Raw genomic sequence first — 16,552 nt, forward strand, 5'->3', positions numbered from 1 at the left:
GTAGGTCTTTTCCAGCTGCAGGTTAAAACTTATCAACTGTTTTTCCGAATTCCATTGTGGAAACTTCCTGCCATGCTTGTTCAGCGGAACCTGCGAGATAGCCGGTTATCAACACCAGCTTTGTCATCCCAATCTGTATCATGTCACGATCCCGCAGGTAAATTCTGTCCTGATCACCTAGACGCTTTTCGTTCGCGTTCAGGTAGGTCCCATTGAGACTGCTCTTTTGTGCGTTCTGCGGAAGTGCCACGCCATCGCGTAAAATAAAATCCAACACACCCAATCGGTTGAGCCTCACTTCAATCGTGCAATGGGGTCTGCTCATCAAATGATCATTGGAATCAATCATATGATCCGAGACATGTTGGTACGATTTCCGCCCGATGGTATTTATGCCCTGATGTAGCGCAAATGTTTTGGTAGCCGTCCGCTCATCCTTGATGATAAGCCAGCCAGGTACGGATGGAACCGAAGGAGCCTTCGGTCTTGAACTTATTCCTGTGGGAACGTCCTCAGCCGAAAATGCGGCGGTAGGTAAATCATCATCTATAACCGCCTTCTTAGGCGCACTTTCAAGCTCCGGTAGTGAATTTCTAAACTTGCAATTGGGGCATACAACACCGCGGGTAAATTTTTCTGGCTGGTTAATTTGCAATCGTTTGCCACAACCAGGGTTGCCGCAAACTATGATGACCGGTCGTTTCAAAGTCATAATAAAAAGGAATTACGCCCAATCATTGCCGTCCGAATGATTCAAATCAAGAAAATCGTGGCCCTCAGCGTTAGGACCGTCGGTAGTGTCCTCCAAGGCTATGTCTGCATTATCGTCAGCTTCAACTAATAACACGTCCTCGCTTTCAGCAACACTGGTAACATATACCTCCTCTGCGTCAGAGCGCGTTTCCTCATCTAGAACTTCAACCTCTGCCTGGCTACCGTCAATTTCTATTACCCCTGCATCCGGCGAGCTTCCTTCCCCTATTTCTGCAACAGGCTCCGCCACTTCGTCATCCTCGGGACTATCTATCGAAATAAGATCATCATCATGAGAGAGGCCTGATGGTGTGCCGTGTAAAACACCGGCCAGAAAATCCCTTTTCTCACCTGGGCTCATGTCGGCCCACTCTTCTACCGTATAAGTGTTGTAAACGTCGCCCCTCCATGTGAAATGCCCTCCTCCTCCGCCATGGTCGGCCCTCGCTTCTGCAAATGCCTCGTCGAAAGAAGGCCCCTCCTGCCCTCCGCCTCCATTACCGGAATCATCATGCCCACCTCCTGGTCCCGCCGGATGGTTATCACCCAATTTTGGACCCGTTGTTTCATTCTTTACCGGATCGACGGATACGTCGGTATCTGCTTTGCTGTTGTCGGGTGCTGGCTTTGGCTCTTCAACCTTCGGCACATCGGTTACGGCCGTCTTATCCACATCGGATTCATCATTCAGATATTGACTGGCCAAAAAAGCAGCTCCGGCTAGCCCCGCTGTTCCGCCTAACGCGACAGCCGCAGCCTTCGTTCCTCCTTTGCCAGATTCCGGCTGTGCAGATCCCGGCTTACTTTCCTCTGTATATGTATTAGCCATGTTAAGAAGGGATTAAGTGGTTTAAAATTTATCCAATACGACAATTCAGATTCGATCAGTCCATCCATTGCGCCTTACAGCGTGAACATTTCTTCTGGTAAACCAGATCAGCAAAAGGAGTAAAGCCCAAAAACCGTTTGCATGCGGGATTGGGGCATATATAGGTGCGTTTAAATTCTTTTTCGAGTGTTAATTTCTTTTCCGAAGGATTGATCAGTTCCGCTGAAAGTATTTGGCCGACCACCGAACCAAGCACGCCAAAAGCCATACCGAAAGGCCCGAAAGCCATGCCCAGTAGCGGCGTCATGCTGAAAGTCGCTCTAAGCCATGCCTGATGGCGAGGTGTGTTGACCATCATTGCCTCAGTCACCTTTACGTACATTTCATGCATTTTTTCGAGCTTTTTAAAATCCGCACGGAAATCAAGCGGGTCTTCTGAACGGGATTTCACCGGCTCTTCTTTCACCTCAGCTTTTTCCGACTTAACAAACCGGGAAAAGAGATCCTTCAAATTAAGTTGTTCCTGATTCGCTAAAACAATGATATCCTCGAATCCGATAATCTTTCTCTCTACGCGCTGACCATTTACAGTCGTACCAAAAGAAGAGTCGGTATCTTCGAGAAGCATTACGTGTTCTGTAATAAAAGTGATTTTCGCGTGTTTCCGGCTTATGTCGGGATTTTGAATAACCACATCGTTACCACTACCACGCCCGATATTTATTGTCTGAGTAAGGAAGGCTTCCATTCTTTTAACTGAGATATGCTTTATCCAGCCTTCTTTTAACCTGCAACTACCCTGAAAACATCAAACTGACGCTATACCTTATTGCACCTGGGATAATTCAACAGGCCATATTAGGATGGCAAAAGCACGGGACAAAGGAGGTGTTTCTAATAGTGTTCTATTTACGCAAGATAAATATATTTTAAGTATTTGAAATACGTGCTTACTAAAATAAAATAACACAAGGAAAATTCACAATATATTGCTTTTTTAGTGGTCTCGATCCCCCTCTATATGTCGGTTAATAAAATACTCAATTATAATCTGCTTCATGAGTTAGGCAAAGGAGGCATGGCTACTGTATGGTATGCGGAGAACTCCGTTGGACGTCCCTTCGCAATAAAACTACTCAAACCTGAGCTTGTAGCGCATGAGGCCTCCATCGCCGAACGGTTCCGCGCCGAAGCGCAAATTATGGTCAGGCTCGACCATCCGGCGATCAGGCGTGTGGAAGATTATTATGAATGCGGCACAACACTGGCCATTATTATGGAGTACCTTGAAGGGCAAGATCTGCATCAGATTTCCCGAAAAGGGCGAATCCGGGAAGAGGAAATATTGCAATGGTTCGAACCTGTTTTACAAGCTTTTAACTATGTACATGAAAAGGGCTATTTCCATCGGGACATCAAGCCGGCCAACTTATTTCGTACTTCCAAAGGCCAGATCAAAGTCATGGATTTTGGCATTGCAAAAATCATGGGCGATGACCTGGGACTAACTCAAACGACTTCCCTGATGGGTTCGCCATTGTACATGAGCCCGGAGCAAATTCTAACGCCGAGAAGTGTGGACTATCGGACCGATATTTATTCCCTCGGCGTAACGCTTTATACATTACTTGCGGGAGCAAAACCATACGATGATCAACAATTATCTTCTTTCAATATTCAGTCGGCGATCATTCAGCAACCATTGCCTAACCTTACACATGTATCTCAAACTACTAATGATGTAATTGCAAAGGCAACTCAAAAAAATCCCGTGGAACGCTATCATTCCTGTGCAGCATTCTCGCAGAATTTATTAGCAAAAAAATCACATTACGATTTTGAAGAAGCAACACAGATCGGGAATATTGCAAAAAACTCCGAACACACGCCAGAAGAAAAATTCGCGCCTCACAAGCCGGGAACTAATCCCGGAAAAATTACGGAAGTAAGTAAACCCGGACAGGCAGTTCTGCTTACCGAAAAAGAGAAAACTCCGTCCACTTTCAATGTAAAATTGGCTATTGGGGTCGTCTTGGCTATTTTGATCACCGGCGGAACTATCTATGCCACTTTTTTTGATGCAAAAATAAAGGAAGCGGCTCCGGAAAAACTATCAATGACTCTACCCAGTTCCGCTGACAAGGCCAATCAGGGTGTCTCAAAGGCAATTATGTTTTATAAAAATGAGCAATACGACTCTTCCTTTGCATTACTAAATCAATATCGGTCTTCCCCGGCATTTCTTACCAATTCGGAAGCCGTCACCGATCTCGGCATTATATATTACTTCGGAGGATCGGACCGCGACAATATCGAACCTGATCTGAAAGAAGCAGCAGCATGGTTAAAAAAGGGTTCGGAGCTGAAAAATCCCAAAGCTTATTACTACCTGGGACTTTTAGAAGATGGCGTTGATTTCAAACAGGTGACCGAAGCGCAGGGCAAGTCGGGAGAAGCCGTCGACAATTACCGGAAAGCGGCTCAAGGTGGTGATTCCTTTGCCCAGGTTACGCTTGCGGAGCTCTATCTGAACGACAATGCGTTTGTGAAGCAGGACGATCCCTGCCGGATTCTAAAATATCTGGACCAGGCGGCACGCGACCCGCAGAACCGGATAGCTGAATTAGTACGTGCGGATTTTAAGAAAAAAAGATTTTGCAAATAATTGTCATCCATCAAATCTCCTCTTCAATATGCTTCCTATACTTGAACATTTCCCCGTAAACTGGGTAGACGGGATGAAAATTGCCCGGAAACATTTCAGTGACCTCGAATCTTATCTGACGGACCATCTCAGGGATTCGATTGCAGTGGGCCTGACCCCCCATAATTACGGGTTGTTATCCTCAAATGCGCCGGACTTCAACCTGCTCATCATCCCCGAGCAAAATCAGATGGTAAGGGTTCAGCTTTTTAATTGCCGGGCCATTACCGGATCAGGATGCCGCATTGAAATTATCAATGAGCAGCTTTCCGTGACAACCAACCTGGCCAGCTTGCGCGATAAATTTAACCTTCCCAAAGATCGTGAACTCGATTTTTTGGTAGTACTGTCGGTCAATCTTTTCAAACGTCAGCCGCTTGGGCAGCCTGATCCCGATGAACATTTTGACAGGCCTCCCTACACACTACCAACGTATGGTCTCCGTATAGTGCCAGCTCACTCGCAAGCCAATCAGACAACCTCGGATAATGACATTGCTTATCCGTCTGCGGAGTTTGAATCGGGCAGTCTCATTATAGGTAAACTGACTTTCAGCGCAAATACATTGTCCGAAGATAAGAGCTATATCCCCGCTTGTGCCTCGGTGAGCAGCCATGTCAGCCTGGCTGAATGGGCAAATTCAATGGCGAAGTTACTCACGGAAATACAAGGGCATGCATTTAAAATCGTTGAAAGAGTTTGTCAAAAACGAGACGCGCCCGAAGTTAGCAGCAATGTGAGACCACTTGCGGAATTGATACGTCAATGGGCAGAGGACCTAGCCGGGCATCTGGATACTCCACTCAACCATCTTAGTTTCACAGGACGGCAGGCCCCCCCCATCCACCTTATCGAAGCCATCACATTGGCTACACGACGTTTACGGACTACGTTAACATGCCTGAACCACCCCGAAGCAAGCTACGGCACAACGCAAATGGGCGCAGAAAAGGTGCTCGACTATTTTTACAATTGGGCCGGTATTACACCCGACACAATGAGGGATCAACTGGCGCAAGTGGTTAATTACAAGTATAACCATTCAGACATCCGGCCCCAACTGAATACCATTTCCATTTGTTGGAACGGCATTTTCAAGATTGTGGAAGAGCTTGTAAAACTGGACTACATTGGACAGGATAAGGAAGACTGGATAATCCGGAGAAGATCCGTTGTTACCGACAAGCCCAATATTCCGCGGGAAAACGACTATGTTGAATACAATGTCAGCCGTAGAACTCAGCCGTAGAAGCTAAACCTATCACCTCAATCAAAACTATTTACAACTTATGAAAGCCCTAAACGCCGCCGAGCGCAGTTCTTCTATCGTCACCTTTGTTGCTGTATATGTTCTGATTACTGCCATACCATTGTACCTGGCCTACATGCTTGGAAAAAACTCCAAGGGCGGCACGGGCACGGGCGATACTGCCCAGAGTCAGCAAGAACTAACAGATGAATTGGTAAGATTACAGAGTTATATTGGAGTCATGGAGCAACGAGACAGCAACCAGGTTAATGGCCAGGGATCTTTGGCACTCTGGGAAAAATGGGTAGCTGATGCGGAGCGGGAGAATAAGCAATTCAATGGTGCGATTGACCAGTTAGAATCGAAAAACTTCAAAGGCTACAAAAAAGATATACGCAATGCCGTCTCGATTTACCTTCGTCGACTTTACATAGAACGTGGGGCGCGCATTGTATTAGAGAAACACCAGCGTGGAATCAAGAGCGAGGTTTCCGAAATACACAGGCTTAAAATGGAAGTTGAGCAATTGAAAACGGCTAACAACGGCTTGCAAAATACAATCAACGTCAAGGATCAACTGATCGCGAGCGCTCAAAAATCCGCGGGCGGGGGAGGTGGCGGAGGCGCTCAGAGCAAAGAACCAGAATGGGACCTTCTGTTTCTATTTCGTGATGCTTGTTCTCAAAAAGCCCAGGCGGATATCTTGTCGACATGCAACCAGATGCAGAAACGGAGAGACTTGTATAGCAGTGCCAGAAGGAATTTTCAGAAAATCACTTCTGAGCCGGTAGGATATCCGTTAAAAAGAGAAGCGCGTGAGAAGTTAAAACAAATCGATCAACTCATGGCTAGGCTTTAATCGGCCACGCTACCATATAGGCATTAAACCCTAACACACTGGCCGACTCCGATCCGTCTAACTTAAAAATATTCCCTTCGTCCGGCAGCAAATGAGTGATAACAGTCGTTTCTGCCGGAATGAAGTATCCCTGCAACAAGTCAAGAATTCGCCTTTCACGCGCACCTGGCAAGAAACCAGCAAACTGGTTGGTGGTAAGGGGTCCGACGCGAACTTCCAAGGCTGGCATGGTATCCTGATATATTCCACCCAATGAAAAGGTTCCCAAAGACAGCCGGCCTAGATCGGACGGTTCCGGGCCGATCCAATTGTCCTCGGGAGTTTCCTTTACCGACTGTTCAATAATCGGAAAACTGATAGGTGGTAGGACAGAAAGTTCGACAGGGACTCCGAGTATCAACTCGAAAGTTTCTGTGACCATTTTAATATCGCCGACAATCCGGTGTGTTATGGGCAGAAGGTGGAGCAAATTATTTAGCTGGCGGATGCTTAAAAGTTTCTCAGGCAACTGCCAGAACGCCCGGAATATTTCCCCACTGTCATTGCGGCGCAGATTTTCCTCAGTGATCAGGTACTTCCGCTCTTCAAACTCGAGCAGCAGACGTTGGAGGTAAAATTCTTGCTCGATGGGCTGAAAAAATCGACGGGCAGCATGTTCCCGCTCAAACTGAACCGCAATCTCATTCACCAAATCAGCGTGGTCGCGGTCGCGCGTACTGTTTACGGGCTGATGAAACAATCCTTCCGGCAAATAGTCATAGAGCCCATCACGATGTACGACAAGGTTCAAAAACAAGTTTTGTTGCATCAGATCGTAGTAGTCCCACTCCGGCTTTCCATGGCGGCTCTCAATGGTTGACGAGTCACCAACTTTTGCCCGTTTCTTTTCCAAATCCAATGCCCGCGCATCGCCGACTACTACCCTGTTCGAGTTCAGATCCAGATCGCCCCGGTAATCCCGCTCGAATAGGCTCCAGGTATGGACCAATACATCCCGCAGGGGATCTAGTCCGTGACTGCTGAGCTCGGCCAGAATTACCTCCAACCTTAAATCCAACACAGGATCACCTGCCACATGATTCTTACCGAGACATTCTATTTCCTCTTTTCCAGCCTTAAGTTTCGTGGCCAACTTGTCCGGCTCTGAAACTATTTGTGACTCTGAAGCCATTTTTCTATTGTTTAACTCTTACCCGATAAGGCAGGATGGTGGATGACTGACTTGTCAGATGGTGACGGCAACGCTCACATTCATTGTCCCAGTCGTCAGCACTGAGAGCTTCGGGGTAAGAGGGAATAATCCAGACGTCGAGGCATCGCACATAACCAGCACCTTCGATCAGACCGTCAGCGAAACCTTTTTCTACTTCGACCCTGATTACCTGATCGCCCGCACGGCCATGAAAAAACGTCTGACATGCTGCCTGTACATCCTGTGGTGTCACCAGTCTGTTTCGTGTAAGCAACGTCCTGCGCAGGATCAGTTCTTTTTCAGTAATCTCCGGCTTATCTCGGCCATCCACAGTGTCGGTCAGAAGCAGCAAACTTGATTCATCCAGACCAAACGCGGTATCATGTACGTTTATCTTCGACCCTGCCCGAATGCCGTTTCCTCCGGCGCCATTAGTACTCCAGAACTCGATATAAACATTGGAATCAGATTCGTCCCTGGGTTTCACAAAAATGTAAGGATGCCCTATTTTGAAACTATTTACCAAGTCTCTGTCCAATTTCACTTTTAATTCATTAAGGCTCTTGGTCAGGCTATCAATGATTTCTGTAAAAGCCCCTGTACCGAGAGCCGAAAACGCCCTGTTCTCCTCCCGAAGTAATTGTTGCACATAATGCAACACTTCGCGGGCATCGCGCACATCAAACCTTCCTACTCCCTGCGCCCGGTACATAAATGAATTGTTTTCCATTTCATCAGCATTCCTGATGGGAGAAGATCTGTAAAGGTCACTTCCATCCGCATAGTACACCCTTTTCATAAAAAGAAACTCTTCCGGGGATATAAGAGGGTACACATTGATGGACTGCTGAAGACGTTGATAGTTTTCATTTTTCCTCCGGTTCATTACAGGAAAACAGTTCGTACGAACATCCATTTTCGAAAGCTCGGTTTTCGGAACGTCGCGACGAAAACGAATCTCCAGCCAGAGCAACTTATTGGCAAAAAAACGCTGTACCAGTTGATCAGGCAATTCAAATCCCGGGGGATAAGGTAATCTGGTGTAATCGTAATCCTGCGTCGATGGAATGTTTTCCAGCGTGACGAACGACTGCTCGTAATAGCTTATTACCTCCGATTCCAATTGCCAGAGTCCGTCAAGCTCCCTTGCAATGAGCTGTTCGCCATACGTAGTATCCGACGCCTGCTCATATCCTGCCTCCTCCAAAGGAGAATGAATACCGGTGCGGACCTGCAGCGGTTGGTCATTCAGCCACCAGCTTGTCTGCCTTTTATCCTGAACTTTCCGACAGAACGCCGCTTTTACCGAATGTGGTTTGTTTTCCCAATCAAAATAGAAACACAGATCAGAAAGAGATGATAGGTCTTTGTCGACTTCCAATCCCAACCATACCGATTGGTAGCTGGTCGTGTGTTCAAACTGGGGGAGTTGGTGGATAGACAACCTGTCGCGTCCTCTGATGTGAAACACCTCCTGCTCAGTGAGGATAAACTTTACTTCGGCATTAACCAGCCGGGTTTTAATCACAGGGGAAAACATAACGTCTCTATAACCCTCAGTCCCCCCGCTCGGTTGCCGGTGAAAGAACTGGGCCGATTCCGAAAGGTCCACAACCGGACTTTCAGGCCGGCATGCGACGATGGCATGGGCCGGACGTGGCAAGTCAATTACCTCTGGACACATAACACTTGCCAGCCTATCGATAATACGCTGACGTGTCGACTCTATCACTTTTGAAGTGTTTTCAAACTCAAAAGCGCAGGCATCCATCAGATAGCCCACCAGCGGATCTGCCGTATCGACATCTCTGGCGCGCATTTGCCAGATATTGGCAGCACGCTCCACCATACGCCTGCGTACCTCATCCCTGGTAAAATCGGAAGTGTTTAAACTCATAGTTATTTCAATGATTCGGCTATGAAAGGAGCAATGATAATATCGCGTTCAAAAGTGAATGTCTGCCGCTCCATCGATCGTATTTTGCCGGTAATGGTGATAGACAGCCGTTTGTGGGCGTCTTTCTGCGCACTCAGGTGAAGCTTAACTTTGACCTGTATCGATTCTAATCTTTGTTCATAATGACGGATACTGTCTTCGACAAGGTCTTTGATCTCGCCTTCCCAACGAATCTCATTCACATCGCTACCTGCGATAAGATCGTATTCCCAGATGGCACTGCCGAATGTCGTATCGAACCGCACTTCCCGATAGGCCGTGGTGAGAATGAGATAGATATGATTCCAGATAGATTCTTCCAGTGAACACATCAATTCACGTGCATTGGAGGTCTCCAACTGCCCCTCTCCTCTGTTAGTGATGAGGTCCAGTCGCAATGGTATTCGATAGTAATGGTCAGGCATAACGAACAGTTTAGAAAGTCAGCGAAACATGTAAAGGCGGATCAGAACATGTGATCTCGTGCGATACGTAGCGCAAAATATCGCTCATCCGCGCCCAGCAATCTGCCTACAACGCCTGCGCTGCCTGGCTGCGTACGGTAAAATTCCGTCTCATGAACCGACAACGTATGGAGATTGGCGTCTGTCCAAGAGCTCCTCAGAATAACCCGGATGTCCTGACGTTGGTAGAACGCCCCAATCCCGGCACTGGCAATTTCATATTTGACCGTCCAGGCAAGCGCCTTTGATTTCAATATCGCGGCAATCACTGCGCCAACGGTACCTGGTCCCGCCGCTTCACACTCTTGCAAGGCAATATGACGGCTTCCTGCATTGTTGTCCATACTTCTTTATGATGGTGATATTAAATCTCATTGAAAACCTCAGATCCACGGATCGCATTCCAGGTACTTCTCCGCGGACATGACGTTAAAATGAAGTAGTTCGCCATTATAGCGGATCTTTAATATACCGCCCTCAAAACCTTCGCTTTCGACATATGCCGGATTGTAATACATACTCTTCGGAATCGGATGCGTATTCCCGAAACCAAGCGGAAGGCTTTCCTTGAGATGGACTATCTTCCCTTTGTATACGAATTTCGGTTGGACGTTGAAGTAGGGCATAATGTAGTGAGGGTTAAGTTTCAACTGAGAGTTAATTCATTAAATTGTTAAGCTCGCTGAAATTCCAAGGGTATTTTTCCACTTTCAAAAAGCCATCGTTCTGCCTGCATACTAACATATGCTGATTAATGGGATCTTCAATATGAAATTCCAGAACCGGACCAAAAAACTCCTTCAGCTGCTCCGGGTCACAGGTTGGAAGAAAGACACGTAAAACGCGCGGATCGTAAAACCTGAAATACAATTCCTGCCCGTCTTCCGCCTGAACCAAGAGAAACTTCCTAAAATGCTTGTGTACTACTTCCATAGGCTCATTTGCTACAAGGCCAATACCCCACGACTGGCCAGCATTCTCCCGTAACCAAAGATCAAAATCATCTTCCAGGTCGTATTGAAAAAGGTATGGTGCAATTGCAGCATATTCTTCTTCGCTTCTGCCGCGATAGAGTGAATCGCACCTGGAATTGCGCAATTTTGCACTGTCCATCGAAAATCCCATTCGGGCCGCGTCTAGGAGGTGGAATTTAGCCATTGCGTTCAATAGTCGTCCCTTAAATCTTGCGAAGGTATCCTTACCATAACTTTCCCTTCCATAACACTGCGAAGCTGATAATTGAGTAAAGAATTGACTTCCCTCAATAACCGCTTCAATTGTTCCTCGAAGTCATTTTTATCCAATCGAAAAGAAGTGGACTGTCGGATAGGCTGCGCGGTCCTCTCATAAGTTAGATAATCTGAAATCGAAAAAGAAATTTCACTAAGACTATCTTCAATAAATATGTCAATCTGGTAAATATCACGCGGCATAAAATCGAAATAAACCGATCGATTCAGAGCAGAATTAGTAACCACCAAGCGACAAAAAATAAGAAGCTCATCGTCCTCGTTGAAAGTATCTAATGGTTCAGTGCGATAACCCAACTCCATCAAAACCTTCATCTCGGTCTCGACGGCATGCGAAAACTGGTTAGTATATTGACTATACATAATCAATCAAAAAGGGTTCTTGTTTCAATGTCATAAAATAAGCTAGTGGAATTCATATCATCTGGGTATCCCATATCGATAACAGTATAGCCTTCGCTTTTCAATTTTTCGGCCCATTGCTTGTTCGCCTTGTACATTAATGTTTCCGGCAAATCCTCGCGCTCAATCCATCCCTTATCGTCCCTTGTATATTTTGATGAATTTGCAAAATCATTTTCAATATCACTCCATCTATATTTCTTTCCATCTATGTCAAAAATATTTTTCTTTTGCCCTTCCTTATTAAATAACTCGATTTCAACCCCTTGTGACTCTAAATCAACCATAGCATCCTCCACGTGGCCCTTCATCCTACGACCTATAACAGCAACCTTTCTCGGGTTTCCTCGCTTGACTCTTTTTATTGGCTTTCCAGCAAGTAGCACACCAGGACCAAGTTTAGAAACGGTTCCTTTAACCTGTGCAACTGCTCTTTTTGTTGCAGTCAAACCAGCCGTCCCTAATCTCGTGCCAGCAAGCCTCTTCCCAATTGGCCTCAAAACGGGCCCCAATACCTTCCCGGCAATAGGCAGTGCAGCAGCGAAGGCCGTCTCACCCATCGCATCCTCTCTTGCTCCTTGTAAAGCACAACTCGTAAAGACATCTTCACCTTTAACGGCGCGGCCAGCCATACTACCCAAAAAACCGCCAGCCCCAGTACCCGCTACCATCCCGGCGTAAGCACCGGCAGGACCACCAACGGCAAACCCCACTATGCCCCCCAAAGTGGCTCCGACCCCCGACAAGGCGCCGCTTGCTGCTGCACCCGCTATCTCGCTAATTCCGCCCCCTTCAATCGCTTTCATAGCGCCACTAACAACTCCTCCTACCAACGCACCGACGCCGACAGCCATGAGTAATGGGGCAACATTCCCGTAGGGATCCGATCTATTGTAAGGATCATTGCGGGCATAGCCGTAATACAACGTTTCCAAATTAAGCCATTCAGGGTCTAGGCTTAGGTATGTTGCCAGCCAGGGGCAATAGTATCTGGCCAGGTTATAATGCAAGCCGGTTTCAGCATCCTCATACTGTCCCATCAACCGCCATGGCTGCCGAATATTATCTCGATACAAAACCGTTTCGCCAAAGGCAGAGTAACTTGCATGCCAAACCAGCTGGCCTTTGGTATCAAATACCCGTATGATCGCGCCGCGTACGTCGGATTGCATCCAGTAAAGTCTCCCACTTTCATAAAAGCCGATCGGTACGTCGTTATCAGGCAAATAAATGTATTCACGTAACGACAGTACGACTCCCCGGATGTGATGTTCTTCTACTACTAGCTTTGAGCCAGACCAACCAAACTTCCACGTATTTACGCCATCCGTTTTCTCAATCCGCCGCCCTATCCCGTCATAAGTATAGCGCCAGATCTCATTTACCGTCGCAACTTCTGTTAAGATGCCGTTACGGGCAAAAAAACACTGCATCTCACCTTTACTACCTTGGAAACTGTTTAAATTCCCGAGCGGGTCATACCGGATCGTCAGGTTTCCAAAGCTTCCGATCTCGTTCATTAAACCCGTACCGACGCGCCTTCCGTTATGAGAATTTAAATTTCCCGTAGTGTCATATTCGAAATATTCTATAACCCGGCCGCTCTCGTTGTCAAGTAATGCCGTAAGGTGACATTCATCGTCATAAATCAATTTAAAGTCTTGTCGATTGGCCGCATCCCGATACTTGGAAAGCCTATCCCAACTATCATACTCATAAAGTTGCTCCGAAACAACCTGTCCATTTGAATCCTTGATGCTAGTTCGCTGTAAACCCTGAACATGCGAATTGTCCTGATATTCATTCAACCCATTCGGGTAATGAATCGATGTCAGGAGGTCTTTATCATTGTAAACATATCGAATGGATTGACCGGCAACCCGTAATGCAACAATTTGGCTTTCGGTATTAAATTCATATTCTACTGACAAGCCCGAGGGCAGCTCGTACCTACTTAATCTACCGCGGCTGTCATATCCAAATCTGACTTTGCCCAACGCACAATCTTCCTCTATTAATTGATTTTGTTCATTATAGTCCAGCTTGACAGTAACTAAATCATTATTTATCGAAGTCAGAATACCGGAACTATCATAACCAAACTGAACAGCTGGACCATTCTCCCAGGCGAGTTCCGTAATTAATTCGCCATCAAATCGCTGACTAAAACCCTGGCCATCCCTAAGACTCAAAAAAAGCGTATCATTCTCTTCGTCGTAGAGATACGATTGCTCCGTTTTATCGGGATAAATAAGTTTTGCCAACAACCCGGCTTGATCATACTCGAAACAAAGCTCTTTTCCCGAGGGATCAGTAATACAATAAATCTGCCCAACTTCATTTCTATGGAATTGGTAAGTTTCTCCCATTCGATCGATAGAAGCTAAAATGGCCCCAAAGTCATCGAAAAAGAACTGCCTGAACTTATTTCCCGGATAAATTATCTGATTTAACCGGTTTCCATCGTACGCGAATTGATAATTTTTGCCAGGAGCACCTATTTGCCGAAGTTGTCCACTATCAAACTTAAAATACAACTCGCTGCCATCGGGGTAGCGAAACGTTTTTAAGCGCCCATGATGATCATGATCCAATTCATATATTGCTCCAGACTGCTTGGTAATACCTGACAGCAATTTGGCTTGGTTATATTGAAGCACTGTTCGACTTCCGGATTCGTCGGAAAGCGTAACTATACTTTTGTCAACAGAAATAGTTACGCCGAACCCATCTGAACGCAGGGCCTGAATTAAGTCCGCATTTGCTATTTCACGCATAGGTTGCCGAAAAGCTTCCAGTTGGCTACGTTTGACAATGAACATGCGGTTCCGAAATTATGGTGTTCAACATTTTTCCATAAATGGAGTTCCATCTTTCGCGGCAGCAAGCGCTGAACTTATCTGAGCGGCCCCACCCCCACCAGCCCCTGCCAACACGTAAGGCCTACTTGTATCTTGCGTAATGCCCGGGCGTTCTGTTCGAAAATCGATCATATTCGTAATCATATCCGGCGTAACCATACCGAAATCGCCGATCAGAACGGTGGGACAGCCCAAGATAATTCTGCCTCCGTGCATCGTGGCATCTCCCATGCGGGCAGCAGGAAGACCATTGATCACCACCGAGGCGGAACCCTGAATGATCACATCCGGCGCACTGGCGCACAGGCATCGGTCACTGACCGTCGCCGCAGGCATACCTCCTATCATCACGGTCGGCTTTCCGGGTGGGAGTACGGGCCCGCCTACATGCGGTTTGAGTCCGTCGAACATCGGACAAATATGAGGATCACCAACTCTGGCTGCGGGTCTTCCCATTTGTATTTGTTTCTTTGGATTATTATTTTTCTTCCGAATTAATTTTCTATTCTGATTAGCTTAACTCAATATTAACTCAACTATTTAAGTTTATCTTTTCGATATTATTACAATTTATTATAGATTTGAATATCACCACTTATCCCCCCTTCATCAAAAATGAGTTCTTTTTTTAACCCTCAAAATGAAGCCCGCTCCATTGCAAGTCAAACCGTAGGACGTGCACGAAGTGGATTAATGAGAAATGTCCCTATCCGGAATACGCTTATTTATATGATGGCGGTATTCCTTGTATTCTGTGGAATTGGTTTTCTCGGTTATTTTATGGCTGCCAAAATGCTCGCATCCTCGGAAAATCTGGCTTTCTGGAACTACAACATCACTCTTCTAGTGGTATTACTGATTGGCTGGCTACATGTTAGCACGCTGCGCTGGGGAATGCCGTGGATTACATCAGACGATTATTTGCTCGGCACACTTATGACTTTTCTGATGAGTATTATTGCCGGGCTCGCGATGTTTTTAGTTTCCTATTCTCCTAAAATGTTTGGCTTTACAGACGGCTCAACAAATGAAGATTACAAAATATTCGTCAGGCCACTAATTACAATCATCCCGGTATTCCTTCTTCCCTATTTTATTACCTGGGCTTTCGATGCTTACCAACGCATTCCTGCCAAGATTTATAAAGTATGGAAATACGATCCCTCCATGCTCCGTCCGAAACTATCGGCAGCGGATTTGAAACACATGACCGACGTTATTTTCGTACTTGATCTTCAACTCGGCGAGCAAAAAATATACGATATTGTAACAGATATACCGAACAAACTGGCCATTGGTGAAGCCTTTCAGCTAGCCATCAACGAACATAATGCAGCCGAACCCTTGCGGCAAATCGACGTGAGAGATCCGATGAACCCGGATTCCTATACCAATCTCTATGAATGGCATTTCTATGTTCAGCGATCCTGGTGGCGGAATAACCTTTACATCGATCCCTATCGCAATTGTCCTGAGAATTATGTGACGAATGGCGCCAGGATTATTGCCCGCAGATTGGTTCCAAAGCACGACTAGCAATTATCAGGTGAGCTTTTATGCAAGCTCACCTGCGTGCTTTATCTCTTGTCGTCCCAATTATTATTGTGCTCTGCATCGCCGATAACGATCTTCTCAGCCGAAATGGTAAGTGTCATTGTCATAGCCGGGCGGTTGGGCGTCATCGGATTTGGAATTCTGTCAAATCTTTCGGAATAGCCGATGCACCGCGCATTGTTGAACTGCACGGTTTTAACCTGCTGTTGTACGGCATCATAAAACTCGATAGTTCCATCACCTTCTTTAAATGGGTCAGTTATCCACTCTGCCAGAGGGCTCGTATCTTTGTTGGATACAAGTTCAACGGTGATAGTTCCTCCCTGCGTTACACCGGCAGGACGTCCTTTTTGATCAATAGGTCGGTTGAGCTGATAAAAACACGTTTCGACTTCTGTTTGTGAGAATCCTGTCGCCTGGAAGTATGCTATACTTGCTGATGCTTGCTGTGCCATAATGTGAATTGGGTTTAACAGTGAGAGTTACTAGTAGTATGACT

Annotated in this window: 16 protein-coding genes; 4 read left to right on the forward strand and 12 right to left on the reverse strand. The window is 46.3% G+C overall.

The features are described from left to right. Positions 1–22: 22 nt before the first annotated feature. The 3 genes from CLV60_RS18300 to CLV60_RS18310 are packed head-to-tail and all read right to left on the reverse strand — an operon-like array spanning position 23 to position 2,330. Entirely contained in the window at positions 23–712 is a 690-nt protein-coding gene (locus CLV60_RS18300; RefSeq protein ID WP_106596812.1) for an FHA domain-containing protein, read from the reverse strand. A 12-nt stretch (positions 713–724) separates the two neighbouring features. Further along, a complete protein-coding gene (locus tag CLV60_RS18305) occupies positions 725–1,582 on the reverse strand; it encodes a hypothetical protein (protein WP_106596813.1) in 858 nt (285 codons plus the stop codon). Between the two features lie 55 nt (positions 1,583–1,637). Continuing rightward, the gene (locus tag CLV60_RS18310) at positions 1,638–2,330 is read right to left on the reverse strand and encodes an FHA domain-containing protein (protein ID WP_106596814.1); all 693 of its coding nucleotides are present in this window, start codon (positions 2,328–2,330) and stop codon (positions 1,638–1,640) included. 273 nt (positions 2,331–2,603) lie between these two features. Here CLV60_RS18310 and CLV60_RS18315 point away from each other — a divergent pair, with 273 nt between their 5' ends. Genes CLV60_RS18315 through CLV60_RS18325 form a run of 3 tightly spaced genes read left to right on the forward strand, consistent with a single transcriptional unit; the run spans position 2,604 to position 6,394 of the window. Continuing rightward, entirely contained in the window at positions 2,604–4,247 is a 1,644-nt protein-coding gene (locus CLV60_RS18315; RefSeq protein WP_106596815.1) for a serine/threonine-protein kinase, read from the forward strand. A gap of 28 nt (positions 4,248–4,275) precedes the next feature. Continuing rightward, positions 4,276–5,535, forward strand: coding sequence for a hypothetical protein (locus CLV60_RS18320; protein WP_106596816.1), 1,260 nt, complete (start codon positions 4,276–4,278; stop codon positions 5,533–5,535). A gap of 40 nt (positions 5,536–5,575) precedes the next feature. After that, entirely contained in the window at positions 5,576–6,394 is an 819-nt protein-coding gene (locus CLV60_RS18325; RefSeq protein ID WP_106596817.1) for a hypothetical protein, read from the forward strand. Here the strand turns inward: CLV60_RS18325 and CLV60_RS18330 are convergent. The 8 genes from CLV60_RS18330 to CLV60_RS34925 form a co-directional block, all read right to left on the reverse strand. Further along, positions 6,384–7,565, reverse strand: coding sequence for a hypothetical protein (locus CLV60_RS18330; protein ID WP_106596818.1), 1,182 nt, complete (start codon positions 7,563–7,565; stop codon positions 6,384–6,386). The genes CLV60_RS18325 and CLV60_RS18330 overlap by 11 nt on opposite strands. Before the next feature lie 4 nt (positions 7,566–7,569). Next, positions 7,570–9,483 (reverse strand): type VI secretion system baseplate subunit TssF, encoded by a 1,914-nt coding sequence (locus tag CLV60_RS18335; RefSeq protein WP_106596819.1) that lies wholly within the window; start codon positions 9,481–9,483, stop codon positions 7,570–7,572. A gap of 2 nt (positions 9,484–9,485) precedes the next feature. Next, positions 9,486–9,947 carry a GPW/gp25 family protein gene (locus tag CLV60_RS18340; RefSeq protein ID WP_106596820.1) on the reverse strand — a complete coding sequence of 154 codons (462 nt, stop codon included), beginning with the start codon at positions 9,945–9,947 and terminating at the stop codon, positions 9,486–9,488. Between the two features lie 41 nt (positions 9,948–9,988). Beyond that, positions 9,989–10,330: a hypothetical protein gene (locus CLV60_RS18345; protein WP_106596821.1), complete on the reverse strand. Its 342-nt coding sequence runs from the start codon at positions 10,328–10,330 to the stop codon at positions 9,989–9,991. Between the two features lie 39 nt (positions 10,331–10,369). Next, the gene (locus CLV60_RS18350; protein ID WP_106596822.1) at positions 10,370–10,612 is read right to left on the reverse strand and encodes a hypothetical protein; all 243 of its coding nucleotides are present in this window, start codon (positions 10,610–10,612) and stop codon (positions 10,370–10,372) included. Between the two features lie 31 nt (positions 10,613–10,643). Beyond that, the gene (locus CLV60_RS18355) at positions 10,644–11,144 is read right to left on the reverse strand and encodes a DUF4123 domain-containing protein (RefSeq protein ID WP_106596823.1); all 501 of its coding nucleotides are present in this window, start codon (positions 11,142–11,144) and stop codon (positions 10,644–10,646) included. Positions 11,145–11,601: 457 nt separating this feature from the next. After that, a complete protein-coding gene (locus CLV60_RS18365) occupies positions 11,602–14,460 on the reverse strand; it encodes an RHS repeat domain-containing protein (protein ID WP_106596825.1) in 2,859 nt (952 codons plus the stop codon). A gap of 21 nt (positions 14,461–14,481) precedes the next feature. After that, a complete protein-coding gene (locus tag CLV60_RS34925; protein ID WP_106596826.1) occupies positions 14,482–14,955 on the reverse strand; it encodes a PAAR domain-containing contractile injection system baseplate protein in 474 nt (157 codons plus the stop codon). Positions 14,956–15,114: 159 nt separating this feature from the next. On the opposite strand from CLV60_RS34925, the gene CLV60_RS18375 reads away from it, so the two are divergent. Further along, complete coding sequence (locus CLV60_RS18375; RefSeq protein ID WP_146151571.1) at positions 15,115–16,035, forward strand: TssN family type VI secretion system protein; 921 nt, start codon at positions 15,115–15,117, stop codon at positions 16,033–16,035. 41 nt (positions 16,036–16,076) lie between these two features. Here the strand turns inward: CLV60_RS18375 and tssD are convergent, their stop codons facing one another. After that, complete coding sequence (tssD, locus tag CLV60_RS18380) at positions 16,077–16,508, reverse strand: type VI secretion system tube protein TssD (protein WP_106596828.1); 432 nt, start codon at positions 16,506–16,508, stop codon at positions 16,077–16,079. Between the last annotated feature and the right edge of the window lie 44 nt (positions 16,509–16,552).

The organism is Dyadobacter jiangsuensis (genome assembly GCF_003014695.1).
GTDB classification, from domain to species: Bacteria; Bacteroidota; Bacteroidia; order Cytophagales; family Spirosomataceae; genus Dyadobacter; species Dyadobacter jiangsuensis.